The organism is Roseobacter sp. TSBP12 (assembly GCF_009129705.1).
Taxonomy (GTDB): Bacteria; Pseudomonadota; Alphaproteobacteria; order Rhodobacterales; family Rhodobacteraceae; genus Celeribacter; species Celeribacter baekdonensis_A.
Window position 1 is genome coordinate 39,755 of sequence record NZ_PYIB01000029.1, and the last position, 26,648, is coordinate 66,402.

Here is a 26,648-nt window from a genome sequence, read left to right on the forward strand (position 1 = left end):
GCCTCAGTGCGAGGCGTGAAAAATCCGGCCCAACATGGCGGGCGCGTTGCTCGCACCATGCCTGCGCGCGGAAATAACAACAAGAACCACAATCGTCGCAAGAAAGGGTGACATCGACAAAAGCTCCACCGGAACCTTCGCCCCCGCGGCTTGCAGGTTCAATTGCAACACCGTGATCCCACCAAAAAGATAAGCGCCGATTAAAATCCGCCAGGCTTTCCAACTGGCAAACACCACAATCGCCAAAGCGATCCAGCCATAGCCCGCGGTGATCCCATCGGTCCATTGCGGCACCCGGATAAGGCTGATGTACGCGCCGCCAAGCCCGGCCATTGCGCCACCAAATCCAATCGCGACGATCCGCACCATCCGCACCGGATAGCCAAGCGCATGGGCCGCCGAATGGTTTTCGCCCACCGCGCGCAGGATCAGCCCAGCCCGGCTATATTTCAAAAACGCCCAGACGCCGGCAATCGACAAGAGGCTCACATAAACTATCATGTCATGTTGAAACAGGATCGGGCCAATGACCGGGATGTGATCCAGGCCGGGAATGTTCAGGTCGGTCACCGGAGGCGGTTTAAGGCCTTGATAATTCTGTCCTAGAAGCGAGGCCAAGCCCACGCCCATCAAGGTCAGCGCAAGCCCAGCGGGCACCTGTGTGGTCAAAAACACCTGGGTCAAAAGCGCAAACACCATGGAAAGGGCCATGCCGCCAATAGCTGCGGCGATAAAGCCCAAAGTTGGTGATCCGCTCTCGACCGCCACAATAAATCCACAGACCGCGCCGGTGATCATCATGCCCTCGACCCCAAGGTTCAACACCCCGGATTTTTCCACCACCATTTCGCCCAAAGCCGCCAATAGGATCGGAGTTGAGGCGACCATGAGAGAGGCCAATAGGACGACGGGATTGATTGAGCCGAAATCCATCACATGGCCTCCTTTTCACGCAAACCAAGATAGAGCGGTAGGGCCAATGAAAGCCCAACAGTGGAGCCCGCAGGCAAGACCAGCCACCATCGTGCCACGCCTTCACGACGTGCATCGAAATAGGACCAAATCCAGAAAACAGCTATGGAGATCAGCACGTCGGCTGAAAAACCGCCTGCGGCCCCATTGGCGAATAGGTCTAGCAAGAAAGAGATCGGGGCAAAGCCGTTGGTTGCAAACCAGCTTCCGAAAAAGATCCACGGGATCAGGGTCCCTAAGGCCGCAAGTAAAAACCAGACACGAGAAGAGGGCATCACAGAGCCTCCTTTTTGACGACCATCAAGCGGTAGTTGACGAAAATATCCATCCCCAAAAGTGTCATCAGCAACATGCCTTGGAACACTTGGATCGAGGCAGAGGGCAGGCCCAACATGAATTGCGCCAATTCGCCGCCGATGAAGGTCAGCGCCAATAACAGCCCCGCCAAGAGGATGCCAACCGGGTGCAAGCGCCCCAGGAAGGCGACGATGATGGCAGTGAAGCCGTAGCCTGCGCCAAAGTCGATGGAGATTTGCCCGGCGGGGCCGGTGACCTCAAACAACCCGGCCAAGCCCGACAGCACGCCTGCCGTGCCGAGGCAAAACAACACCAAAAGTTTGTCTTTGACGCCTGCAAACCGCGCCGCGCGTGGGCTTTCGCCGGTCAGGCGAATTTGAAATCCCAACATATGTTTGTTGATCAACACATAGGCCGCAACCACGGCGGCAAAGGCTGCGACGACGCCCCAATGCGTGCCCGTGCCCGCGATCAATTCCGGGTTCGACATTGCCGGGATCTGGCTCAGGTTGCGCGATCCGGGAAAGCCGTTGCCCTCCGGGTTGCGCAGCCAACTCAGCGCCGCCGAGGCCAAAAGCTGTTCGGCGATGTAGACCAACATCAAGGACACAAGGATTTCGTTGGTGTTGAACCGGGTCTTCAAAATCGCCGGGATCATCGCCCATAAGAAACCGCCAATTCCCCCCGCGATCACCATCAGAGGGAAAATCCACCATGCGTCCGTCGGGTAAAACGCCAATCCCACAGCCGCGCCCGCAAGCGCGCCCATGATATATTGCCCCTCGGCGCCGATGTTCCAAATCCCGGCCTTGAACCCAAGGCTCAACCCGATCGCGATCAGGATCAGCGGGGCGGCTTTGACCAAAAGTTGCGGTCGCGAATAGGCGGCGAATTGGTCGTTGAACAGCGGGTCCCAAAAAATGGTGCGAATGGCGGCAAACGGGTCTTTGCCCATCAACGCAAACAAAACCCCGCCCAAGATCATGGTCAGGATCACCGCCAAAATCGGCGTCGCGATGGTCCAGGCTTTCGAGGGCTCGGGGCGTTTGACGAATTTGATCATGGTGCGACCTCTTCCAAATCATGTGCCCCACCCATCATCATCCCGATCTCATCGACGGTCAGGCCTTTGGCAACACGGGGCGCGGTCAATTTGCCTTCGTTGAGGGCGGCGAAATGGTCCGAAATTTCCATCAATTCATCGAGGTCCTGTGAGATCACGATCACCCCCGCGCCCTTGGCCGCGAGGTCCAAAAGCGATTGCCGGATCGCCGCCGCCGCGGACGCATCCACGCCCCATGTCGGTTGGTTCACTACCAACACGGTCGGGTCTTGGAGCACTTCGCGGCCGATGACGAATTTCTGCAAATTACCCCCCGACAATGAGCGCGCAGCCGAGTCGGGGCCGGGGGTGCGCACATCGAATTTCGCGATGATGTCGCGGGCAAACGCTTCGGTTTTCTTCCAGTTTACAAAATTGTTTTTGCTTAGTTTCTTGCGGATATTTCCGGTCAAAACCGCGTTTTCCGTCAGGCTCATATTGGGTGCTGCGGCATGGCCGAGGCGCTCTTCTGGCGCAGCCAAAAGGCCGATTTTACGCCGGGCATTTGGGCCAAGGCCACTGATGTCTTGACCGCAATAGGAGATCGCACCTTTGCTGGTTTTCGCCTCGCCCGAGAGCACCGACAAAAGCTCGTCCTGGCCGTTTCCTGCCACGCCGCCGATGCCAAGCACCTCACCTGCGCGCAGGCTCAGAGACACGTTTTTCAACCGGGTGCCAAACGGGTTGGCCGGAGCAAAATCGAGCCCTTGAACATCCAGCAACACGTCACCCGTTTCCCCGCCCTCGCGCGATGGTACATGCAATATCTGCCCCACCATCATCTCGGCCATGTCTCGTGCGGTCGTGACCTTGGGGTCACATTCTCCCACCACCTTGCCCAGACGCAGGATTGTTGCCCCATCACAGAGCGCCCGAATTTCTTCGAGCTTGTGGGAGATATAGAGGATCGAGGTGCCTTCAGATTGCAATTTGCGCAGGGTTTTGAACAGGATTTCAACCTCTTGCGGGGTCAAAACCGATGTCGGTTCATCCATGATCAACAGTTTGGGGTCTTGCAAAAGACAGCGGATGATCTCAACCCGTTGCCGTTCGCCTGCCGACAAATCGCCAACAATCCGGTCCGGGTCGAGCGGCAAGCCGTAGGCGTCGGACACCTCGCGAATGGACTGTGCCAAAGCGTGCATTTTCGGCGGGTTTTCCATCCCAAGCGCGACGTTTTCGGCCACATTAAGCGCCTCGAACAGCGAGAAATGTTGAAACACCATCGCCACGCCTGAGGCCCGCGCCGCTTGTGGATTGTTGGGTGCATAGGGCGTGCCGCGCAGTTGCATTGATCCCGCATCCGGTTTTTCCAGCCCGTAAATCATTTTCACCAGCGTGGATTTGCCTGCACCGTTTTCGCCCAAAAGCGCGTGAACCTGACCGGCTCCGATGGAAAAGGACACGTCATCATTGGCGCGCACGCCGGGATATTGGCGCGTCAGCCCCGAGAGTTTCAATAGCTCTGTCACCCTGTCTGTTCCCCGTAAGAGTCTGCGATCTCTGTGGATGAGATTAGGCTTGCGGCCACCCCAATCGCAATGGCTTGTGGATGTTTCCCTAAGGACGGTTGCCCAATTGGACAGAAAATGCGGTCAATTTGGCCATCTAAATGCCCTAAATCGTGCAGCCGTCCGCGAAATCGCGCCCATTTCGTGCGTGAGCCGATCAACCCGACAAAGCCAAAGCCATGGTTCAAAAGCCGATGACACAGCTCCAGATCCAGCGCGTGGGAGTAGGTCAAAATCAGATGTTCGGCATGTGCAGCCGCGTGATGCACCACGTTTTCGGGATGAGCCGCGATCAGGGGATCGACGGTTTCGGGGATATGGTCAGGGAACCGATCAGCCCCGGTGTCGACCCATGTGATGGCAAAATCGGGCAGGGGGGCGAGGGTGTTGACGATGGCACGACCGACATGCCCGGCACCCCAGACCCAAAGCGGGCGGGTGGCGCGTCGGACCGGTTCGATCATCCAGTCGCCATGACGCGCGGGTTTCAAAACCCCTTGTGCGCGCGCCAAGCCGAGGACCTTCTTGACCGCAAACGGCATCTCGCCGGGACCACGCGCATAAATGTCCTGTGGAATATCCTCAACGGTGTCAAAGACTTCGGTCAAAAGCGTCACCGCCCCACCGCAACATTGCCCCATTGCGGGGCCAAGTGGCAGACGGTTCAGGCGCGGTGCGCAAAACGCGGCTTTCGCGGCCTCAAATTCCAATGTTCCACCGCCAATCGTGCCCGATTGGCCAAACCCCTCCGGCGTGGCCCAAACCAACATTGCCGCGCCAACCTCGCGCGGGGCAGAGCCTTGGACCTCGGCCACAACCACCCGCGCCACCCGCCCATGTTGGGCGATGGCTTGGGCCAAAGCGTCGCGATCAAAACTCATCCGCGGGCTCGCGCGATGGCGTTGAGCAACTCTTCGGGGGTGGCGGGGGCGTTGAGTGCCGGATAGTTCGGCCCACAGGCGGCGCAGGCATCCGAGAGCGCCAAGAACGCCGAAATGCCCAACATAAACGGCGGCTCACCCACCGCTTTGGAGCGATAAATCGTATCTTCTCGGTTGCGCCCCTCCCAAAGGGCGACGTTGAACACGTCGGGCGCGTCAGAGCAGGCGGGGATTTTATAGGTGGAGGGCGCGTGGGTTTTCAGCAACCCCTTGGCATCCCACCACAATTCCTCGGTGGTCAACCATCCTGCACCCTGTACATAGCCGCCCTCGATCTGACCTTTGTCAATTGCGGGATTGAGCGATGCGCCCGCGTCATGCAAAATATCAGCGCGCAAAATGCGGTTTTCGCCGGTGAGCGTGTCGAGCGCCACTTCTGTGATCGCAATGCCATGGGCAAAGTAGAAAAACGGTCGCCCCTTGCCCGCAATCCGGTCCCATTCGATCTTTGGCGTTTTGTAAAATCCGGTCGAGGACAGGCTGACACGGTTCATATAGGCGAGGCTGACGATCTCCGAGAATGCCATGTCATGAGGGCCAAAGCGCACACGTCCCTCGGCCCATGTGACCTCGCTTTCGCCAAACCGTTCAAGGATAAACACCTCAATCCGCGTGCGGATCGCGTCACAGGCGTTCTTGACCGCCATGCCGTTCAAATCGGTGCCAGACGAGGCGGCGGTGGCGGAGGTGTTGGGGACTTTGCCGGTGTCTGTGGCGGTGATTTTGACGGTCTCGACCGAGACGCCAAAGACCTGAGCGGCGACCTGCGCGACTTTGAGAAACAGGCCCTGACCCATTTCCGTGCCACCGTGGTTCATATGGATCGAACCGTCATTATAGACATGCACCAAGCGCCCGCCTGATTGAGGTGGGTGAGGGTGAAGGAGATGCCGAATTTCACCGGCGAAATCCCAAGGCCCTTTTTGACGATCGGGTTTTCGGCGTTCCATTTCGCCACCGCCTTTTTGCGCGCGGCATAATCGGCGTCCTTCAAAAGCCGTTCAGTCATGGCATGAAGGATGAAATCCTCGACCTCCTGACCATAGGGTGTGAGCTTTCCGCGCGGCGTGAGTTGCCCGCCAGCATGGGCGCCATGTCCGGTGTCCGTCTCCGCACCGCCACGCGACAAAGGATCGCCATCCAGCGAGAGTACATGATCTTCCGGCAGACCTTCGCCCGCCGTCGGAACCACCATTTCGTCATAATAATTCAGCCGCCGCACCTCGGTCGGATCACGGCCCAACGTGTGCGCGATATGATCCACCACACGCTCAATCCCCAACACGCCCTGCGGGCCGCCAAAGCCGCGATAGGCAGTGTTGGATTGCGAATTGGTTTTCAACCGATGGCTTTCAATCCGCGCGTTGGGCAGGAAATAGGCGTTGTCCGCGTGCAACATGGCGCGATCAGCCACGGGCAGGGTCAGGTCCATCGACCATCCGGCCCGCGTGACCTGGACAAACTCGATGCCCTCTATGCGACCGTGTTCATCAAATCCGCAGGTATAGGAGATGCGGAAATCGTGGCGTTTGCCAGTGATGATCATGTCGTCATCGCGGTCATAGCGCATTTTACAGGGCTTGCCCGTGTCGCGCGCGGCGATGGCGCAGGCGATGGCAAGCCAGTTACCCTGTGATTCCTTGCCGCCAAACCCGCCGCCCATCCGCCGGGTTTCAACCCGCACCGCGTGCATCGGGACATGCAGCGCATGGGCGACCTTGTGTTGGATTTCGGACGGGTGTTGGGTTGAGGCATAGACCACCATATCCCCGCCCTCTTGTGGCAGGGCGGCGGCGGCCTGGCTTTCGAGGTAGAAATGCTCTTGGCCGCCCATGTGCAGCGTGCCTTCGATCACATGAGCGGCGGATTTGATCGCCTCGGCTGCGTCACCACAGCTGTAAATGCGTGGGCCATCTTCAAACCGGCTCTCCGCCGCCAGAGCCTCGTCATAGCCAAACAGCGCGGGTTTCTCATCATAGATGATCTTGCCCAGCGTGGCGGCTTTGCGCGCGGCATGATGTGAGGTCGCGACCACCAAGAACACCGGCTGGCCAATATATTGGACAGTGGTGGCGGTGAGCAGAGGTTCATCCCCCAGAGAGGGCGAACAATCGGGGATATGATCGCCAAAATCTTCCGCTGTATAAACGCGGACCACACCGGGGGCGGCGCGCACGCGCGACAGGTCCATCGCCGTGATGTCCCCGTGGGCCACTGAGGAAAGTCCAAAGGCCAGATGCAGCGTGCCTGCGGGCAGCGGGATGTCATCAATATAGCGGGCCTGACCCGTGACATGCAGGCGGGCGGCGTCATGGGGATGGGAAGACCCAACAGACATTACACGCCCTCCTTGATCGAGAGGACCGAGGTGGCGAGGCCGGAGCGTTCGGCATAAAGCCGGCGCAGCATGTTTTGCGCTGCTGTCAGGCGATAACCGGCAGAGGCGCGCATGTCGCTCATCGGGGTGTAATCCTCGGCAAAGACGGGCAGCGCGGCGGCAATCGTGGCCTCATTCCAGGGCTGACCGATCAAAGCCGCTTCAACGGTTCTGGCCCGCGCGGGGGTGCCTGCCATGCCGCCAAAGGCGATCACTGCGCTGCGAACGATCCCGTCCTCAACCGCGATATTGAATGCGCCGCAGACGGCGGAAATGTCTTGGTCGAAGCGTTTCGAGAGCTTGTAAACGACAAGATTGGCCAGTCCAGCTTTGGGCACGGTGATGCTTTCGACAAATTCAGAGGGCTGACGGTCCTGCTTGCCATAGGCGATAAAGAAGGCTTCGAGCGGAATTGTGCGCTGATCCTCGCCTTTGCGCAGGGTCACGGATGCGCCTGCCGCAATCAGCGGTGGCGGGCTGTCGCCAATCGGTGATCCGTTGGCGATATTGCCGCCCAAAGTGGCGGCGGCGCGGACTTGGGTCGAGGCAAAGCGGCGGAACATCTCCGACAGCGAGGGCGCATAGGGTTTAAACAGGGCGATCAAATCGGCGATGGGGGTCATGGCTTTGATCTCAAGCGCCTCGTCCGTCTCGGTGATGCCCTTGAGATCACTGACGCCGTTCAGGAAAATCACCTCGTCCAAATCGCGCATCTGTTTGGTCACCCAAAGCCCGACATCGGTGGCCCCGGCAATCAAGGACGCAGTGGGGCGCAGGGCGTAGAGCGCGGCCAATTCGTCCACCGTTTCCGGGCGCTGTACCACGGCAGGCGCGGCAAAGGGGATATGCTCAAACCCTTCGGGCACAGGTGCGGATTCGGCCTTTTGAGCGGCGCGCAGGATCGGCGCATAGCCGGTACAGCGACACAGATTGCCCGCAAGAATGTCTTCGTGGCTGGTCTCGCCGCGCGCATGCGCCGTGGCCATCGACATGATAAAGCCGGGGGTGCAAAAGCCGCATTGGCTGCCGTGTTCTTCGATCATCGCGCTTTGCACCGGGTGCAACGTGTCGCCTTTGGACAGGCCTTCGACCGTGGTGACGGATTTTCCGTGAAGCTGCGGCAGGAACAGGATACAGGCGTTCAGCGGCTTTTTGCCACTTTCATCCTCGACCATCACGGTGCAGGCCCCACAATCGCCTTCGTTGCAGCCCTCTTTGGTGCCACATAGGCCACGCCCTTCGCGCAGGTAATCCAGTAAGGTGCGGGTTGCAGGTTCGCGGGTGCGAACAATCTCGCCGTTGAGCCGAAAAGTGATCTCCATCGTGTCAGACCTACCGCTTTCTCTTTATGACAGACGCGTCCGATGCGGTGGAAAACGCGTGCCCTTCCGGCCAAGGAAACCGGGATGAGCGGCAATTTGCAAGGGATTCCGACGCTGCTCCTGCATAGAGTTTGAACGTTTGGTGAAAAACTGAGCGCTTTGGGGCCGTGGAATGAGCTGTGGACAAGAGGCGTTTTGCACTTGGCGGCGGTTGTCGCCATGCGTTAGCTTATGCCACAAATGAGCAGTCCCTCCTTCATCCATCTTCGGGTCCATACCGAATATTCGCTTCTCGAAGGCGCAATGCGGCTTAAGAAATTAAGCGGCATGGTCTCCGATATGGGCATGCCTGCGGTGGCTGTCACCGACACCAACAATCTGTTTTGCGCGCTGGAGTTTTCCGAATACGCCAAAGGTGCCGGGGTTCAGCCGATCATTGGCTGTCAGGTGGATGTGGCCTTTGCCGAAGGCGAGCCGGGCGAAAAAGCCAAACCCCCGGCGCCGGTCGTGTTGCTGGCGCAAAATGAGCAGGGCTATGAGCATCTGATGAAGCTCAATTCCTGCCTTTACATCGACAAACACGGTGCCCTGCCGCAGGTTACGGTGGAGGAGTTGGAACGCTATTCTGAGGGGGTGATTTGTCTCACCGGCGGCGCACTGGGCCCGATTGGGCGGATGATCACCGAGCATCACCAACCACAGGCCCGCGCGCTGTTGCAGCGCTTCAAAGAGATTTATCCAAACCGGCTTTACGTCGAGCTGCAACGCCATCCGGGCGAAGATGGTCAGCACACCGAGGCCGAGCGGGCAACCGAGCGGTCTTTCGTGGAATGGGCCTACGATTTGGGTCTGCCCCTGGTGGCGACCAATGATGTCTATTTCCCGAAAGCGGAGATGTATGAGGCCCATGATGCGCTGATTTGTATCGCGGAAGGGGCCTATGTTGACCAGTCCGAGCCGCGTCGGCGGCTGACCGATCAGCATTATTTCAAATCCCCTGCGGAAATGGCCGCACTCTTTGCCGACCTGCCGGAAGCGATTGAAAATACGGTGGAAATCGCCAAACGATGCGCGTTCAAGGCCTATAAGCGTGATCCGATTTTGCCGAAATTCGCCGATGACGAGGTCGAGGAGCTGCGCAAACAGGCGTGGGAGGGGCTTGAGGCCCGTTTGGCGGTGATCGAACCCGCTGCCCCGCGCGAGGAATATGATGCGCGACTGAAATTCGAGCTTGGCATCATCGAGCAGATGGGCTTTCCCGGCTACTTTCTGATCGTGGCGGATTTTATCAAATGGGGCAAAGAACAAGGCATCCCGGTGGGGCCGGGTCGCGGCTCCGGGGCGGGCTCGCTCGTCGCCTATGTGCTGACCGTGACCGATCTTGATCCGCTGCGCTATTCCTTGCTGTTCGAACGGTTCTTGAATCCCGAACGTGTGTCGATGCCTGACTTTGACATCGACTTTTGCATGGATCGCCGCGAAGAGGTGATCCGCTACGTTCAGCAAAAATACGGTCGCGACAAGGTCGGTCAGATCATCACCTTTGGTGCGCTTTTGTCCAAAGCTGCCGTGCGCGACATCGGTCGGGTGTTGCAAATGCCCTATGGTCAGGTGGACCGCCTGTCAAAACTGATCCCGGTGGAGGGAGTCAAACCCGTCTCCATTCACCAAGCGCTGATCGACGAGCCGCGCCTGCGCGAAGAGGCCAAAAACGAAGAGGTCGTCGACCGGCTTTTGACCTATGGCCAACAGGTCGAGGGCCTGTTGCGCAACGCCTCCACCCACGCGGCCGGTGTGGTGATTGGCGACCGTCCAATTGACGAATTGGTGCCGCTTTACCAAGATCCGCGCTCCGACATGCCCGCGACCCAGTTCAATATGAAATGGGTCGAACAGGCTGGTTTGGTGAAATTTGACTTTTTGGGTCTCAAAACCCTGACCGTGATCCAATCGGCGATGAACCTGATTTTCAAATCGGGTCGGCCTTTGCACATCGCGGCCGACGGCACCACGCTCTATGAGCCGCCCGAGGGCGCGGAAAATGAGATCAACCTCATCCCGCTGGATGATGACAAAACCTATAAGCTCTATTCAGACGCCAAAACGGTCGCGGTGTTTCAGGTGGAGAGCTCGGGCATGATGACCGCGCTGCGCCAGATGAAACCGACCTGTATCGAGGACATCGTGGCGCTTGTGGCGCTCTATCGTCCCGGTCCGATGGAAAACATTCCGACCTACTGCGACGTGAAACACGGGCGCAAGAAATTGGAATCGGTGCATCCGACGATTGATCACATTCTGGCCGAGACCCAAGGCATCATCGTCTACCAGGAACAGGTGATGCAGATCGCTCAGGTCATGGCGGGCTATTCGCTTGGCGGTGCGGATTTGTTGCGCCGTGCCATGGGGAAAAAGATCAAAGAGGCGATGGACGCCGAGCGCCCGAAATTCGAGGCGGGGGCGGCGCAAAACGGCGTCGATAAGAAAAAAGCCTCTGAAGTCTTCGACCTGTTGGAAAAATTCGCCAACTACGGCTTCAACAAATCCCACGCGGCGGCCTATGCGGTAGTGTCCTATCAAACCGGCTGGTTGAAGGCGAACCACCCTGTTGAATTCATGGCCGGCGTCATGAATTGCGATATTCACCTCACCGACAAATTGGCGATCTATGCCGAAGAGGTCCGCCGCGGCCTTGAGATCGAGATCATTCCGCCCTGCGTGAACCGCTCTTTGGCGACGTTCGATGTGGTCGATCAAAAACTGGTCTACGCGCTGGGCGCGCTCAAAAACGTTGGTGGCGAGGCGATGCAATTGATTGTGCGGGCGCGGGAGGCGGGCAAGCCGTTCGTCACCCTGTTTGATTTTGCCCGCCGGGTCGATTTGAAACGGGTTGGCAAGCGGCCGTTGGAAATGCTGGCGCGGGCGGGCGCATTTGATCTTTTGGACCCGAATCGTCGCCGGGTGTTCGAGAGCCTCGATCCTTTGGTGCAATATTCCGCTGCGATCCATGACCAAAAGGCCTCGAACCAGGTGTCGCTGTTTGGCGAGGCGGGTGACGACCTGCCCGAACCGCGGCTGTCCCCGGTCAGCGACTGGGTGGCCTCTGAGCGACTGATGGAAGAGCAAAAGGCCATCGGGTTTTTCCTCTCCGGTCACCCGTTGGACGACTACGCCAGCGCTTTGAGACGCAAGAAAATCGGCACTATCGCTGATGCCCAAGCCAAGGCCGAGGCCGAAGCTCCGCCATCGTCAAGGTCGGTGTCATGGTGTCGGGCTTTCGCGAGATGAAATCGGGCAAAGGCACGCGCTATTTCCGCATGAATATCTCCGACAGCACCGGGCAATTGTCCGGCATCGCCATGTTCCCGCGCAAAGACGATTTCGACAGCTCAAGACAGGTGTTTGAAACCACGGATAAGGTCGTTGTCACGCTGGAAGGGCGGTTCAACGATGGCCAATTCGACCCGACCATTCGCTCGGTCGGTCCGATGGAAGCCGTCGTGGCCGATGCGGGGGGCGCGGGCTTGCGGATTTTCTGTGACGATGTGGTGGCGATTGCGCAGGTCGGCGATCTGTTGACCCGCACCACCCGCGAAGCCAAGCAACCGGCGCGCGGGGCTGTGGCCTTTTGCATCATGGCGCCGGATTATCCCAACGAAGTGGACATCGACATTCCACAGTCCTTTGTTATAACGCCCGAAATCAAAGGAGCGATCAAATCGCTCGACGGGGTTGTGATGGTGGAGGATCTGTGATGGCGGCGAGGCTTTCGGTTTATGTGCTGGCGGCCAGCGTGGCCTTGTCTGGCTGTCAGCTTCAGAGCCCGACAGACCCGCCGATTTCGAACACGGACGTCCCCGCCGCTGGCCTCTCTCAGGCGCAATTGTCCCGTGCCTTTGCCGCCGCCGCAGAGGCCGCCGAAACCGAGGACACCGTCGAGACTGGTGAAAAGCCGGGTCAGCCAAAGGGACTTTTCGCCTTTTTGAAGCCTGCATCACCCGAGGCCTCGCCTTTGAGCGGCACCGAGATTGAGGTGGTGACGGGCACATCCCCCGAGCAGAGCGCGACGTTGATTGCGATGCCTGAGACGGTCGATGGGGCGGCGGTTTTGGAGGTGCCGGAAGAGACGCAGGAGGCTGAGACCAAATCTGCTGTGACCAAAGAGGCGAAAACAGGCGGGTTCTTTGCGTTCTTGAAACCGAAACACCCCGCTGCGCCCGCTGAACCGGAATCCTTTGTGGCGCGGCCAGAGACGCATGGCGTTCCCGCCGTGCTTCGCGCGCCAGATGAGACCCCCGAGTCCCTTGGCGCCCCCCCTGAGATCCAAGCGCCCACAGTCTCTGCAGCGCCGAACAAGCCGCTGTTTGGATTTTTGAAGCCCAAAGCCAGCCATGACTCACCGAAGGCTACGGTACAGCCCGGCGAGATCCTGCCCTTTGGTGAGGTTGGCATCGCGTGCGGCGCCAACAAACGCAACATGGGGCGCGAGGTCGATCAGTTCCCGCGTGAGGGCGCGACCGTTTGGCGGCTTTTTGATACCGACCCGGCCAACACCGGGCCAAGGACACAGTTTATCACCGGCTTTGCCGATGGCTGTCCGCGTCAGGTGACGGCGGCTTTGGTGATGTTTGGGGCGGCCGACCTACATGAGGTATTGCGCTATTCCGAGAGCAATGACCGCGAATGGACCAAGGCCGACAAAAGCTATGAGGCGATCAAATCCGCAACCTGTGGCGTGAAGCGCAAACAACGCTGCCCGGCGAATAAGGTCGGGCTTTTGGAAAAACAACTGGCCTTTGTGTCGGTCTATCCGACCTTTGGTGCGCCGAAAGGGTGGCTGGAACTGTTGCTCCACAATGGCGATGTCATGTCCGAAGAAATCCGTTGAAGCGCGTCAGATTCAGCTCCATTTTCCTTCGGGAAATATGATTTTTACCAATGTGGTGGGCGTTGATCGGCCAAGGCCACGGTGCCCTCGCCATCGGACTGACGCACCGCCTCCGCCTGCATCAACATCCCAAGACGCCGGCCGATCACTTCGATCTCACGTTCTTGCCGGGCGACAATATCGGACAGTTCATCCACCGTTTTGCTCAGATGCGCGACCTGTTCCTCAAGCGCGAGGGTGCGATTTTCAGTGCTCATTCTGGCTCTCCCTGTGACGTCATCATTACGTAATCTGACCTGCGTTCCAATGATACGGCGGTTTGTCCCGGTTTTCACCCGTCGGATGCGGTCCCCGGCTTGCCCCTTTGGCCCCCGTGGGCTATGCCGCATCCCGTGACAGACGTAAAGGACAGGCCATGGCCAAGCCCAAGAAAACCCCACGCCCCAAGGCGATCACGCCCAAAGGCTTTCGCGATTATTTTGGCACCGAGGTGACCGAACGCAAAGCCATGCTCGATCAGATTGCGGCGGTCTATCATCTCTACGGCTTTGAGGCGCTCGAAACCTCGGCTGTGGAGACGGTGGAGGCGCTTGGCAAATTCCTGCCCGATGTGGATCGCCCGAATGTGGGGGTCTTTGCCTGGCAAGAGGAACCCGAGGCGGAAAAGCCCGGCGATTGGCTGGCGCTGCGCTATGACATGACCGCGCCTTTGGCCCGCGTGGCCGCGCAATACCGCAATGAGTTACCATCGCCTTATCGCCGCTATGCGATGGGGCCGGTGTGGCGCAATGAAAAGCCCGGTCCGGGGCGGTTCCGTCAGTTTTATCAATGCGATGCGGACACGGTGGGCGCGCCGTCCGTGGCCGCGGATGCCGAGATTTGCGCCATGCTGTCGGACACGCTTGAGGCCGTTGGTATTCCCCGCGGCGATTACATCATCCGCGTCAACAACCGCAAGGTTTTGGACGGCGTGTTGGAGGCGGCAGGGCTGCCCGACACCGAGGAATTCTCTGATGTGCGCGGCATCGTGTTGCGTACGATTGATAAGCACGACAAATTTGGTGACGAGGGCGTTATGGCGCTTTTGACCGAAGGCCGCAAAGACGAAAGCGGCGATTTCACCAAAGGTGCAGGTCTTACGAGTGCACAGGTCGAGCTGATCTTGGGCTTCGTCAACGGTCGCCAAGCGGACAACGATGCGACGATTGCGCGTCTTGGCGCGTTGGTCGAAGGGGCACAAACCGGCATTGATGGCGTTGATGAACTGCGGCAGATCGCCAATCTTCTGGCCGGGCAGGGCTACGGCGCGGATCGTATCGTGATTGATCCGGCGGTTGTGCGGGGCTTGGGCTATTACACTGGCCCGGTTTATGAGGCCGAACTGACCTTTAAAATCGAAGATGAAAAAGGCCGGGTGCGCGATTTTGGTTCGGTTGCGGGCGGCGGTCGCTATGACGATCTGGTCAAACGCTTTACCGGCCAAGAGGTCCCGGCCACGGGCATGTCCATCGGCGTCGATCGGCTTTTGGCCGCACTGACCGCCAAGGGCCGGATGGGTGCAACCGCGCAAGGCCCGGTTGTGGTCACGGTGATGGATCGCGACCGGATGAATGATTACATGGCGATGGTCACGGAATTGCGCCAAGCGGGCATTCGCGCCGAGGTCTACCTTGGCAATCCCAAGAATTTTGGCAACCAACTCAAATACGCCGACAAACGGATGAGCCCGGTGGCGATCATTCAAGGTGGCGATGAAGAGGCCAAAGGCGTGGTGCAGATCAAGGACCTGATCCTTGGCACCAAACTGGCGGAAAACGCCTCGCTTGAGGAATGGAAAGATCGCCCGAACCAATTCGAAGTGCCCCGTGGCGAGATGGTCGCCAAGGTGCGCGAAATCATTGAAGGCTATTCCTGATGCCCCGTACAGACATTCCAAAAGCCGCCGTGCGCGCCGAGGCCGCACGCCTGAAATCGGGGTTTGAGGCCAAGGGCGCGCATCCGGTCGAGATGGATGTTCTGCTGCCTGCAGAGGTGCTTTTGGACCTCTACGGCGAAGATATCCGCGCCCGCGCTTACATGACCTCGGACCCGGATCGCGGCGAAATGATGCTGCGCCCGGATTTTACCGTGCCCGTGGTGCAGGCCCATATGTCGGACGGCGCCGAACCGGCGCGTTACACCTATGCGGGCGAAGTGTTTCGCAAACAAGAGGTGATGCCCGAGCGCGCCAATGAGTATATTCAGGTCGGCTATGAGGTCTTTGACGGCGCCAATCCCGCCGATGCCGATGCCGAAGTCTTTGCCGCTTTTTCCGATGCGCTTGCGGGCTATGATCTGCGTGCTGCTACAGGCGACATTGGCATTCTGGTGGCCGCCGTGCGGGGTCTTAAGACCACCGAACGCCGACGCGCGGCCCTGTTGCGCCACATCTGGCGGCCCCGCCGGTTTCGCGCGCTGATGACCCGGTTTTCCGAGGGCGGTACAGATTTGCGTCAGCAAAACCTCGAACGTGTGACCGCCAATCTGGCGGAGGCTGAGGCGCCCTTTATCGGCTTGCGCACCCAATCCGAGATTGACGCGCGTATTCTGGCGTTGAAAGAAGACGCCAATGAGCCGTCAATTTCCGAGACCGAAATTGAGCTGCTCGACGACATTCTTTCGTTGAAAGAAACCGTGCCTAATGTGCTTTCTGCGTTGCGCGACATCGTGGTGGATATGCCCGCGATCTCTGAGGCCGTGATCCGGTTGAGCCGTCGCGCCGATGCGATGGCGGCGCGTGGTGTCGATGTCGAACATCTCGAATTCGAGGCCTCCTATGGCCGCACCTCGATGGAATATTACGATGGGTTTGTCTTTGGCTTTTACGCCGAAGGCCGCCCGGATTTGCCGCCCGTGGCCACCGGCGGGCGCTATGATGCGCTCACCGCCGTTTTGGGGCAGGGGCGCTCTATTCCGGCCGTGGGTGGGGTGATGCGCCCCGGCTTGATGTTGGCTCTGAAAGGAGACGCGTGATGGTTGTCAAACTGGGCGTGCCCTCCAAGGGCCGGTTGATGGAAAAGACTTTTGAATGGTTCGCGCAGGCGGGGGTGACCCTGTCGCGGGCGGGCGCTGAACGCGAGTATTCCGGCGTGGTTGAGGGCATTGAGGGAGTGGAATTGGTTCTGTTGTCCGCCTCTGAAATTCCGCGTGAATTGGCGGCCGGGCGCATTCATTTGGGCGTTACAGGCTCCGATCTGGTGCGTGATAAACTGGCCGCGTGGGACAGCAAGGTGATCGAAATCGCACCGATGGGATTTGGTCATGCCGATCTGATCATCGCGGTGCCGAAAGCCTGGGTTGATGTCGATACGCTCGACGATCTCGACGCCGCCGCCGCCGCTTTTCGCGCCCGTCATGGCTTTCGCATGCGCATTGCCACCAAATACCACCACCTCGTGCGGGAGTTTTTGAAAACCAACGGCGTGGCCGATTATCAACTGGTTGATTCGCAAGGCGCGACCGAAGGCACGGTGAAAAACCTGACTGCGGAAGCCATCGCTGACATCACGTCAACGGGCGAAACTCTGCGCGCCAATCACCTCAAAATTCTCAATTGCGAGCCGGTGCATAAATCCCAAGCGACCCTGTTCAAAAGCCGCACAGCCGCCTGGTCTGATGACACGCGGGCAACCATGGTGGCGCTCAAAGAGATGTTGGGGATGGGGGACTGAGGCGGGGGCCTGCGCCTGAGACGCTTCAAATCAATCCAATCTCGGCCAAGGTTTGTGCCAGTTCTGGCGGCAATTCTTGTTCGCTTTCGCGGCCCTTGGGCAGGTCTGCGGGGGCGTCTTCGGGTTTGAGGTAACGCCAGCCTTGGAACGGGCGTCGGGTGGCATTTTGGGTGCGGATCAAAGGCTTGGCCAAGACGATGCGACAGCGCCGCACGCCATCCGCGCCGATCACTTCTTCGAGGCCAGTGACGTGCTGACGGGCCTGAATCACGCCCTTGATGACCCAATAAAGCGACCCGCCATTCAAAAGCGCGTCCTCTTGTTTCGGCCACATCCGCGTGACATGGCCGCGCGCCTCGCCGGGGGTGGCGTCAATATAGGCTTGGAGCTGATCAAAACTGTCGACACCCACGCAAAGTTTTACTAGATTTATGTAGTCGGACATCATCTACCCCCACCTGTGGTGTTCAAATTAGATCTGCACACAAAATATTCAACCCACATTTGGACGTCTTGCGCGTTGATCTTGGACCTATAGCACGATACATCCCGCTCTCTAAACCGCTGACTCGAACAAAATCGGACCCTTGCACATGACACGTTTTGCCGCCCCCATCGCCGAACAAATTTGGGATATGAAATATCGTCTGAAAGAGGCGGGCGGAAAAGCGGTGGATCAAACCGTCGAAGACAGTTGGCGTCGCGTTGCGCGCTCGCTGGCCTCTGTCGAAAAAGACAGCGCGGCATGGGAAGAAAAGTTCTACGGTGCGCTTGAGGATTTCAAATTCCTGCCCGCAGGTCGGATTTTGGCAGGTGCTGGCACGGGCCGTACTGTGACCCTGTTCAACTGTTTCGTCATGGGCACGATCCCTGACAGCATGGGCGGCATTTTCGACATGCTCAAAGAGGCCGCTTTGACCATGCAGCAAGGCGGCGGCATCGGCTATGATTTCTCCACCATTCGCCCCAAGGGCGCGGATGTGATGGGGGTGGCGGCGGACGCCTCCGGCCCCTTGTCCTTCATGGATGTGTGGGATGCGATGTGCCGCACGATCATGTCGGCGGGGTCGCGTCGCGGCGCGATGATGGCGACAATGCGCTGCGATCACCCTGACATCGAGCATTTCATCGAGGCCAAACAAGACGCCGCCCGGTTGCGCATGTTCAACCTCTCGGTCCTGATCACCGATGATTTTATGGAAGCGGTTAAGGCCGATGGCTCTTGGGATCTGAAATTCGGCGGCAAGGTTTATCACACGGTTGAGGCGCGCGATCTTTGGAACAAGATCATGAAGGGCACCTATGACTACGCCGAGCCGGGCGTGATTTTCATCGACCGGATCAACAAACTCAACAACCTGAATTACGTCGAGACCATTGCGGCGACCAACCCCTGTGGCGAGCAGCCTTTGCCACCTTATGGTGCCTGTCTTTTGGGCTCGATCAACTTGGCCACTTTGGTCGCAAACCCGTTTGCGCCAGGCGCGGAGATGGATGAGGCAAAGCTGTCTGATCTGGTCGCCACTGCCGTGCGGATGATGGACAATGTGGTTGATGCCTCGCGCTTCCCGCTTGAACAACAAGCCCAAGAAGCCGCCGCCAAACGCCGTATTGGCCTTGGCGTCACCGGGCTTGCCGACGCGTTGTTGATGATCGGTCAGCGCTATGGCTCCGAAGAGGCCGCCGCGACCTGTGAAAAATGGCTCAAAATGATCGCCCGCGCGGCCTATCTGGCTTCGGCTGGCTTGGCTAAGGAAAAGGGGGCTTTCCCGCTGTTTGACGCGGATAAATATCTGGCCTCCGGGTCGTTGAAAGATATGGATCAGGACGTCAAAGACGCGATCCGTGAGAACGGTATTCGCAATGCGTTGCTGACCTCGATCGCGCCGACCGGGACGATTTCGCTCTATGCCGGCAACGTCTCGTCGGGGATCGAGCCGGTGTTCGCCTATGCTTACACCCGCAAAGTTTTGCAAAAAGATGGCTCGCGCACCGAAGAAGAGGTCGTCGATTACGCCGTCAAAATGTACCGCGACACATTCGGCGCGGATGCGGAATTGCCGGAGTATTTCGTCAACGCCCAAACGCTCGCACCGCTGGATCACGTGCGGATGCAGGCGGCGGCGCAGAAATGGGTCGACAGCTCAATCTCCAAAACCATCAACTGCCCGGAAGACATCTCTTTTGACGATTTCAAAGAGGTCTATATGGCGGCGTGGGACAGCGGCTGTAAGGGCTGCACCACCTATCGTCCGAACGATGTGACGGGCTCGGTTTTGTCTGTGTCCGAAACCTCGGAAGCGACACCCGAATCCGATGAAGGCGCCGAAGTCGTCTATCTCTCCGAGCCGCTCGACCGTCCGCAACAGCTTGAAGGCAATACATATAAACTCAAATGGCCGGATTCTGAGCACGCGATCTATGTCACCATCAATGACATCGTCCATGGCGGGCATCGTCGTCCGTTTGAGATTTTCATCAACTCCAAGAACATGGAACATTTCGCCTGGACCGTGGCTTTGACGCGGATGATTTCGGCGGTGTTCCGGCGCGGCGGCGATGTGTCTTTCGTGGTCGAAGAGCTCAAAGCCGTATTCGATCCGCGCGGAGGTGCGTGGATGAAGGGCAAGTACATCCCTTCGATTCTGGCGGCGATTGGTGGCGTGATCGAAACGCATCTGGTCGAGACCGGGTTCATCGAAGGCGAAGGCATGGGCCTGAAAACCGACCCGCAAGCCGAGGTCGCCGTATTGGGCCAAAAACCGCGCGGCAAGGCCTGTTCGTCCTGTGGCCAATACGACATGCGCATGATCGAAGGCTGCATGACCTGCGCCTCCTGCGGCTATTCCAAATGCGGCTGAGGTGAATTTGGGCCCCACTGTGGGTGTTTCGGCGGGCAATTGAGGGACATTCCGGCCAAAAAAACGGACTCTTGCTGGGTATAAAATGACCAGTCGAAGCTAAGTCGTTGATATTGCTTGATCTGAAGAATGCCGGTCCGAGAGGTCCGGCATTCTTGCGTTCCGGGCAGTCTCCTTGGCGCCCAGGTTGACCTAGGACGCGCCATGTTCTCATAACGTTCTCAAGGATCCGGATCCTCTGACTGAAACCCCTGGCAGCCCCGCGCTGCCAAATGTTGGCCGCCAATCGAATGGCGCGCCGGCTCAGAGAGGACACCCAATGCCCCGAATACCGTTTGCCGATGTCAGGTTCCCTCCCGAAAACCTGCAGTCTGAATTCGAGATCAATACGCGCCTGAAACGTTTCCTGTGGCGGTACAGGGAGAACATGGAGAATCCTCCCGATGAGTTGGGCTTGTCGGAAGAGGACCGCGCAAAGATAGAGCGCCGGACGCAAAAATATCTCCGCAAGGTCGCGAACCAATCCGGGTTGGCGCACCTCGACAGAAGAGACCGTGCGCGGCTCGAGGTCTTCCGGAATGGTGCAATGCTGATGCCGGTCGAGACCGAGCATCGCGCCGACGAGATCGCCAGCGCCATTCATACCGCCATGCCGTGGATGGCACCTGCCACCGATCGTCTTTGGCGGGACATGCGCGCTTCGGTCCGCAACGGCGATCCTGCGCCCCGTCTGAGGCCGATGCTCCTCGTTGGTCCGCCAGGGATCGGGAAGAGCCACTGGGCGCGCCTGCTGGGGGATCTGCTCTCCGCTCCAACGACAATCATCGAAGCCACAGGGGAGCCTGCGCCATTTGCTGTGACGGGGTCTCAGCGAGGCTGGGGATCGGCGAGCCCGGGTAAGGTTCTGGAAGGGATCATGGCGTCTCAAATTGCCAATCCTGTGATCGTGATCGACGAGATCGAGAAGACCGGGGATGTCCAGACGACTGGCGGTCAGCGCTATTCTCTGGATGAGGGTCTGCTGCCGCTCCTCGAAAGGTCTACCGCGCGCCACTGGTCATGTCCGTATTTCCGCATTGCTTTCGACATGTCCTGGGTCACGTGGGTGCTCACAGCCAACACCCTCCGCGGTCTGTCAGAGCCGTTTCTGAGCCGTTGCCCTCCCACCGAATTGACGGCCCTCACACAGGAGCATCTGATCGACTTTGCGGACCGGGAAGGGGCGCGTCGCGATCTTCCCCAGGATGCCGTGGATGCGGTCAAGGGGGTCATCGACGCCATCCGGACCCCGCACAACGTCAGCCTGAGATCGGTCGTTCGGATGCTGGATGCTGTCGAGCAGGCAGTGAACCGCCCTGTGTTGCACTGAGAAGAACTGTCGCGAGGGGATGGCTATGACCTCCCCGACCACCGTCGTCCATCAATCATGCCTTTTTCAATCTGGGAGTTCCCCGTGAACAAGAAACCTGCGCAGCCCCACTGGGCCAAAAAGATACGTGCCGCCATCAAAGCCACCGATGGTGGCCCTTCCGAACCTGACCTCGCCGAGGCACCTGTGCTGAACTACTGGCGACCCCATGTATCTCGCCACGGCGCACCAATCCTTTGGGGCATGGTGTCGGGGCATCCGACGCTTGCGGGCGGTTGGATCACGACCTCACAGCTTGTCGCGATTGACGCCAACCGGGGTTGGGCACGCACGGCATCCCGGTGGTATGCGCTGGCTCAACCCTTCTCTGTCTATGAGGCGAAGATCGCCAAGAGCCTCGGGATGGACGAGGCACCTTCCGGCTTCGTGCAGATCGACATGCCTGGGTATCGGCCGCTGGATGACTTGTCGCTGCTTGCTGAACTGTTGGCGGCCTGGCGAGAACGTATGGTGTTCAACGACACGGGTGAGGGCTGACATGCGCGACGAGGATGGTCCCAAGTACTTCGATTTCGAGGAGCGGCAACGGCAGAAAGCGCGGGCTCGGCAACGAGACGAGGAGCGGCTGGCGCGGGGGGAGATTTCCCCCGCCGAGTTGCAGCATGAGAACATGCCGTTTCGGAAGCTCCGCCGCGACAAGGTTGCGATCTATAGAAACAAGAAGACCGGCGAGTTTGTGTGGATGTCCTTTGAGCGGAAACGGGGGGCCGAAGACGGCAGTGAGGATTGACGCTGCACTGGAGGGCCCGACCGTCAGTTGGCGTGTGAAGGGTCTTCGTTCTCTTGGTGTGGGAGGGCGCTGTTGCACGCGAGGATTCTCGTGTGCGGCGGTGCCTTGGACAGAGGATTGAGGGAAGATGGTTTTCTGCCGGTCCCCGACCGCGCAGGGAGCTTAAAATTTACATTCGCCCTGTCGGTACGTCGCGACCGGCCCTTTGCGGACGGTCCACGATGCCTTATGCTGCGGGGCAGCATTCCCCAAAGCGGCCGTTTGATACGGGTGAACTATCTTGGGCTGAAGGCAGTCTGGCGCGGCAATTCGTGACGGCGCAGCCGCTGACCAAGTGACCGGTCCCAAACGTCGCGTTCTTCAGTTCGGAAACGGAATCGCGCTAACGTTACCAGGTTCAAAAAGATGCGAAACCGCCGATAGCGCAGCAGGGCTCAGTGTCTGTGTTGCCAGAACTGCCAGACGCGTCTCTGGTCGAGATATCGCAACGTAGAATAGGTTTCGTGCGCGGTAAAATCCGCCCTCTTCCTTCGGGCCAATGGCACCTGTGTGGAGCTGGTCCAGAAACCTATGCCAGTTATAGTGAGCCCATCCTCCACTCAAGACGACCAGCACGTTCTCGAACTGCGCTCCTTTCACGCTATGCTGGGTTGCGAATGGCGTATGCCCACTTACAAATCGGTTCACCTCTATAAGCTCGGCGTAGGGGACGGACCGCAATGCCCTATGGTTCTTTAGTGTGTTAGATTCGCCGTCTGTTGGCTCTGGTCCAAGCTTCTTAATCTCGTCTTCGCGTTCCATAATGCGGTCTGTCAGGCGGGGACGCGCGGAGTCTCGGAGAAAATCGATCACATCGCCAATCGTTCCATTAAGCCTCAGTTCCACGAGCTTATCCAAGTCCTTCACCCAGCTGGCTTTGTCATCGAGAGACCGTATCGTTGGCGCCCTGCCCAGATGTGCGAACATGTTTCCGAATCGTTTAGCTTCATATGCTTCGCATAGCGGTTCTACGACGTCCGCAAAGAATGCAATTACAGCATCCTCTTTCTTCGCGAAGGCATCGTTGTATTTGAAAACCTTCGCGAGACGCGGATAGCCCTGCTTCGCGGCAATGGCATTATGGGTCAGCATAAGAACCTTCGTCCGCTTCGGCGCGAAGTCCCAGCCGTCAGCAGTGAGGTGCTCCTTCAGGCGCTCCACCACCGCCGAATGATCCGTCGCCGGCAGGTCCAGTTTATGGGGGCTGTCATCGCGCCGTGCGCCCTTGAAGTCATTGCAATGGAAGAATCGAGCCTCTCCGGGTGCCTTCGGATCCCGGACAGCCTGCGGCAAACCCGGTCTCAGTTTGTTCAGCACATTGACCACCGCTGGCACGGATCTGAAATTCGCGCCCTTGTCGATTCCAATCACATCCGGAAAGTTCGTCAGTTCAAAGTCATTTCTGTAGATGGTTTGCCAGTGATCGCCAAACAGGCCGATTATCGGCCCTTCACCAGCGGTAAAGAAGTGCTCGGAGATGGCGGACATCACGTGCGGATCGGTATCCTGATACTCATCGATGAAAAGCACGGGATAGAGGTCAGTGAAGAGGCGGCGGCTCTTTTCCTTAGCCAGCAGTTTTGCGAAAAACTTAGGCACATGGTCATGGTGCAGCGTGATCCGTTTATCGTCGATGCCAAAGAAGCCGAGATTATAGTCGACAATCTGGTCTTTCACACCGCCTCCCGCCGCGATTGCCTCAAGCTCCCGTTCCGACTCAAGGCCGATGACAAGCTCGCGGAGCGCCTTCTGATGCTGGGTCAGGAAGGACCAGGCAAAGCCGTGAATGGTATTCACAAGGATGGCAGGATGATCCTCGATATCCTGTGCGATCTCTTTGCGGGCCACCTCCGTGTAGGTGATGCATGCAAATTTTTGGCCCGCGCGGATCAAGGTGGGTCCCCGCTCGGCGATGATCTTCTTCAATGCTTCTACGAGCGAGAAGGTCTTTCCAGCGCCTGCACCGGCCTCAAGACGGAAGTTTTGCCCGGCATCAAGGCATTCACTGACACGTGCCTGTGCGGCTTGCGCGGCCTGAACCGCTGGGGAAACAGCCGCGATCATTCTTCGGCCTCCGCTGCGACCTCGATTGTAGCTGGCGGTTCAATCAGCGGCGGGATAGGAGGCAGGGGTGGCGGAGGCTCAGACAGCCAAACCAGCCCCTCACGGATGTATCGCGGCACATTCCAGTCTTCCTCCTTCACTGCGAACCGGATCGCTTCCTCGGATTTGCCGAAGCCTTTTGCTACTTCCCAAGCCTTGCTCGCGGTATCCGCATCGGCTGCAATTCCGAAATCGGCCAGGTTTGCGAGGATTAGTGCGTCCTCATAGCTGCGCGCACAATGGGCGGAGCCCTCTTCGGGAATCTGATAGGCAATCCGGTAGAAGCCTCTTGTTTTCTCTGCAGGAGTCTTTGCCAGAAGTTCTGTCACCTGAATGTCCGGCTTGTCGAACCATGCCTTGAGCGCGCTGTTGGATGTGCCCCCCGCCTCAGCGCAGAGGCACTTCCGATGCCTGCCGCCTTCAAGGCGAACTGCATCCAGATCCGTCACAATGATGGACTTAAGCTCAAGGTATTCCAACAGCGGAAAAAACTTCTGCGCGTAGGCACCACCGATCTCCATAGTGGTGATATACTGGCTACCGAGACACTTGGCGGCATCGATCCCTTTATCAATCATCCGGATGATGCGAGGCATAAGGATCCGTTCCGTTGCGCCCTCGACGAGAATGGCCTTGTCCGCGAAATAAAGATCGCATTTCGTAAGGGTCATATATTGCTGAAGAAACTTCCGATCCGGCTCCGGGATTTTCGTAGCGCCCTTCCGGAAGTCCTTGACCTTTGTCCGTCGGACCCCCGCGATAGGAGTGCTGACATTCAGGAAATATCGAATGGCTTCGAACGCGGCTGCGTTTGCAAGGTGTGATGAATGGGTCGATACGATAAACTGTGCGGGCCAGACACCGTCCCCCGGATACCTGGCAGATAATGCGCCCACCGCTTCGTTCAGCTTGGCAATGAACACCTCCTGCATCTGGGGGTGAAGATGCGCCTCCGGTTCCTCAATGAATACAAGATGCACCGCAGGGCGGGTGGGTAGGCCGCGATAGACCTTATGGATCGCTTCAAGCTGTAGCAGGATGTAGATCAGGTTCCGCGTGCCAAGGCCGTTATAGCCCTCTGGCAGATGAACGCCGTCAAACCCTGAATAGAGGATCCGCGTGTTGTCTGTTAGCACGCTTTCAATATCGATGGTGGTATGGGGTCTCAGCTCCGTGTCGTTGAGACTTGGAAAACCGAACATACCGAGCGCAGGCAACAGGCCTTTAAGCTGGGTGTCAAAGCCGCTCTGCATTGCGGCCTCAACGTGCGACACTGATTTCTTGAGCTGCGCGACAACGTCCTGATCCGATTGCGCCGCCTCAGCGGAGTTCGCCGTTCTAAAGAGCTGGCTCAGAAGTTTTCCGATAACTTCCGGGTCTCCCTTTTTGCCGGGGTCGAGTGTGCGCTGCGCACGGACAATCCCGACACGTATTAGGGCGGTGAGTTCAGAGGCACTCTGGAAGGTGCGCCGGTTTGTCGGATCGGTCGGATCTATGGCCGAGACCCGCAACGTATATGCATCGGGTATGGCCGTCCGAAGATGTCTGAAGAAGGCGGTATTGGGATCCACGGGCACAACCGGTTCGGCTGCCGGAGCCGGTTCGATTAAGAGGGGCACCGCAGGGTCGGCTGGCGTATCGAGAAGGGCACCAATTGTGGCGATTGTCGCGGAGTATTCAATCCGCGCAATCGCTGTCGTGCAGGCCGGATCAAGGTCAATGATGAACGGCGACAGGGGACCGAGACCTCCCTTGCCATATGTAAACGTCAGATCCAGAGAAATGGCGGGAAGCTTTTCGAGCAACTCTGATGCAGGCAGAACGCCCGTGTCGCGGTCGACCTTGCTCGAAATGAAAGCTGATCGCAGGCCAGCGGAGAAGTCTTCAAGCCTAAACTTGCCGGCCTGTTCGCCGAGAAAATGATCCAGCACCTCCGTCAACGACGTCTTGCCGCTATTGTTGCGCCCGACGATGACAGTAGAGCCGACCTCCACCGACATTTCGATGTCTTCGAGGAGCCGAAAGCCGCGCACATGAATTTTGGACAATGTTATCATGAAATATCTGCCTGAGTTCATTGAAGTTTATGCATGATCAATCATGTCGCGTCACTACCTATCTCCACACAAGCTGTGGAGGTTTGCGAACGGCTCCATTCTTTATATCCTGCAAGAGCAATTGAACGACCACATCAGGCCGCTTTCCGCCCTCCCTGTAGGTGACCCGGGGTTCCGCAGTGCGATCCTGGCGGCGTGTCCGCTTCCGTGATCTGGCAGGGTTCGGTTCGCACGTGCAGAGAAGGTCTGGAATCCGCCCTTGGTGTTGATGGACGCGAACGGCCCTGAGCGGATGAGGTGGGTGGCTCC

At 58.5% G+C, this 26,648-nt stretch carries 20 protein-coding genes and 1 pseudogene; 10 read left to right on the forward strand and 11 right to left on the reverse strand.

The features are described 5' to 3' along the window. Window positions 1–3 precede the first annotated feature (3 nt). The 7 genes and pseudogenes from C8029_RS09740 to xdhA all read right to left on the reverse strand — a co-directional run bounded on the left by C8029_RS09740 (window position 4) and on the right by xdhA (window position 8,522). Complete coding sequence (locus tag C8029_RS09740) at window positions 4–933, reverse strand: ABC transporter permease (protein ID WP_152002827.1); 930 nt, start codon at window positions 931–933, stop codon at window positions 4–6. After that, window positions 933–1,247, reverse strand: coding sequence for a DUF2834 domain-containing protein (locus C8029_RS09745; RefSeq protein ID WP_009573320.1), 315 nt, complete (start codon window positions 1,245–1,247; stop codon window positions 933–935). Before C8029_RS09745 ends, C8029_RS09740 begins: the two co-directional genes overlap by 1 nt. Beyond that, window positions 1,247–2,332: an ABC transporter permease gene (locus C8029_RS09750; RefSeq protein WP_009573319.1), complete on the reverse strand. Its 1,086-nt coding sequence runs from the start codon at window positions 2,330–2,332 to the stop codon at window positions 1,247–1,249. Before C8029_RS09750 ends, C8029_RS09745 begins: the two co-directional genes overlap by 1 nt. Continuing rightward, window positions 2,329–3,843, reverse strand: coding sequence for an ABC transporter ATP-binding protein (locus C8029_RS09755; RefSeq protein WP_009573318.1), 1,515 nt, complete (start codon window positions 3,841–3,843; stop codon window positions 2,329–2,331). Before C8029_RS09755 ends, C8029_RS09750 begins: the two co-directional genes overlap by 4 nt. Further along, complete coding sequence (gene xdhC, locus C8029_RS09760) at window positions 3,840–4,763, reverse strand: xanthine dehydrogenase accessory protein XdhC (RefSeq protein ID WP_009573317.1); 924 nt, start codon at window positions 4,761–4,763, stop codon at window positions 3,840–3,842. Before xdhC ends, C8029_RS09755 begins: the two co-directional genes overlap by 4 nt. Then, window positions 4,760–7,161: pseudogene (gene xdhB / locus C8029_RS09765) on the reverse strand (xanthine dehydrogenase molybdopterin binding subunit). Before xdhB ends, xdhC begins: the two are co-directional and overlap by 4 nt. Beyond that, entirely contained in the window at window positions 7,161–8,522 is a 1,362-nt protein-coding gene (gene xdhA / locus C8029_RS09770; RefSeq protein WP_152002828.1) for a xanthine dehydrogenase small subunit, read from the reverse strand. The pseudogene xdhB and the gene xdhA overlap by 1 nt, the downstream one beginning before the upstream one ends. A 240-nt stretch (window positions 8,523–8,762) precedes the next feature. Here xdhA and dnaE point away from each other — a divergent pair, with 240 nt between their 5' ends. Genes dnaE through C8029_RS09780 form a run of 3 tightly spaced genes read left to right on the forward strand, consistent with a single transcriptional unit; the run spans window position 8,763 to window position 13,410 of the window. Then, the gene (gene dnaE / locus C8029_RS09775) at window positions 8,763–11,810 is read left to right on the forward strand and encodes a DNA polymerase III subunit alpha (RefSeq protein ID WP_502707591.1); all 3,048 of its coding nucleotides are present in this window, start codon (window positions 8,763–8,765) and stop codon (window positions 11,808–11,810) included. Further along, entirely contained in the window at window positions 11,786–12,277 is a 492-nt protein-coding gene (locus C8029_RS23105; RefSeq protein ID WP_502707592.1) for a single stranded DNA-binding domain-containing protein, read from the forward strand. The genes dnaE and C8029_RS23105 overlap by 25 nt, the downstream gene beginning before the upstream one ends. Then, window positions 12,277–13,410, forward strand: a complete 1,134-nt coding sequence (locus C8029_RS09780) for a hypothetical protein (RefSeq protein ID WP_009573313.1) — start codon at window positions 12,277–12,279, stop codon at window positions 13,408–13,410. Before C8029_RS23105 ends, C8029_RS09780 begins: the two co-directional genes overlap by 1 nt. A gap of 44 nt (window positions 13,411–13,454) precedes the next feature. Here the strand turns inward: C8029_RS09780 and C8029_RS09785 are convergent, their stop codons facing one another. Continuing rightward, complete coding sequence (locus C8029_RS09785; protein ID WP_009573312.1) at window positions 13,455–13,667, reverse strand: SlyX family protein; 213 nt, start codon at window positions 13,665–13,667, stop codon at window positions 13,455–13,457. 158 nt (window positions 13,668–13,825) lie between these two features. On the opposite strand from C8029_RS09785, the gene hisS reads away from it, so the two are divergent. The 3 genes from hisS to hisG are packed head-to-tail and all read left to right on the forward strand — an operon-like array spanning window position 13,826 to window position 17,120. Further along, the gene (gene hisS / locus C8029_RS09790; protein ID WP_152002829.1) at window positions 13,826–15,325 is read left to right on the forward strand and encodes a histidine--tRNA ligase; all 1,500 of its coding nucleotides are present in this window, start codon (window positions 13,826–13,828) and stop codon (window positions 15,323–15,325) included. Continuing rightward, window positions 15,325–16,422: an ATP phosphoribosyltransferase regulatory subunit gene (locus tag C8029_RS09795; RefSeq protein ID WP_009573310.1), complete on the forward strand. Its 1,098-nt coding sequence runs from the start codon at window positions 15,325–15,327 to the stop codon at window positions 16,420–16,422. Before hisS ends, C8029_RS09795 begins: the two co-directional genes overlap by 1 nt. Continuing rightward, complete coding sequence (hisG, locus tag C8029_RS09800) at window positions 16,422–17,120, forward strand: ATP phosphoribosyltransferase (RefSeq protein ID WP_009573309.1); 699 nt, start codon at window positions 16,422–16,424, stop codon at window positions 17,118–17,120. The genes C8029_RS09795 and hisG overlap by 1 nt, the downstream gene beginning before the upstream one ends. 25 nt (window positions 17,121–17,145) lie before the next feature. Here hisG and C8029_RS09805 read toward each other — a convergent pair whose 3' ends face one another. Next, entirely contained in the window at window positions 17,146–17,565 is a 420-nt protein-coding gene (locus C8029_RS09805) for a DUF1489 family protein (RefSeq protein ID WP_040402835.1), read from the reverse strand. A 148-nt stretch (window positions 17,566–17,713) separates the two neighbouring features. Here C8029_RS09805 and C8029_RS09810 point away from each other — a divergent pair, with 148 nt between their 5' ends. The 4 genes from C8029_RS09810 (at window position 17,714) to C8029_RS09825 (ending at window position 22,140) form a co-directional block, all read left to right on the forward strand. Then, complete coding sequence (locus tag C8029_RS09810; RefSeq protein ID WP_152002830.1) at window positions 17,714–19,981, forward strand: adenosylcobalamin-dependent ribonucleoside-diphosphate reductase; 2,268 nt, start codon at window positions 17,714–17,716, stop codon at window positions 19,979–19,981. A 319-nt stretch (window positions 19,982–20,300) separates the two neighbouring features. Next, window positions 20,301–21,350 carry an AAA family ATPase gene (locus C8029_RS09815; RefSeq protein ID WP_009573306.1) on the forward strand — a complete coding sequence of 350 codons (1,050 nt, stop codon included), beginning with the start codon at window positions 20,301–20,303 and terminating at the stop codon, window positions 21,348–21,350. An 84-nt stretch (window positions 21,351–21,434) separates the two neighbouring features. Further along, window positions 21,435–21,887 (forward strand): DUF6634 family protein, encoded by a 453-nt coding sequence (locus tag C8029_RS09820; protein WP_009573305.1) that lies wholly within the window; start codon window positions 21,435–21,437, stop codon window positions 21,885–21,887. A gap of 1 nt (window position 21,888) precedes the next feature. Next, entirely contained in the window at window positions 21,889–22,140 is a 252-nt protein-coding gene (locus C8029_RS09825) for a hypothetical protein (protein WP_009573304.1), read from the forward strand. Between the two features lie 360 nt (window positions 22,141–22,500). Here C8029_RS09825 and C8029_RS09830 read toward each other — a convergent pair whose 3' ends face one another. Both C8029_RS09830 and C8029_RS09835 read right to left on the reverse strand, forming a co-directional pair. Next, a complete protein-coding gene (locus C8029_RS09830; RefSeq protein WP_152002831.1) occupies window positions 22,501–24,243 on the reverse strand; it encodes a UvrD-helicase domain-containing protein in 1,743 nt (580 codons plus the stop codon). After that, on the reverse strand, window positions 24,240–26,339 hold the full coding sequence (locus tag C8029_RS09835; RefSeq protein ID WP_009573302.1) for an ATP-dependent nuclease: 2,100 nt from the start codon (window positions 26,337–26,339) through the stop codon (window positions 24,240–24,242). The genes C8029_RS09830 and C8029_RS09835 overlap by 4 nt, the downstream gene beginning before the upstream one ends. Between the last annotated feature and the right edge of the window lie 309 nt (window positions 26,340–26,648).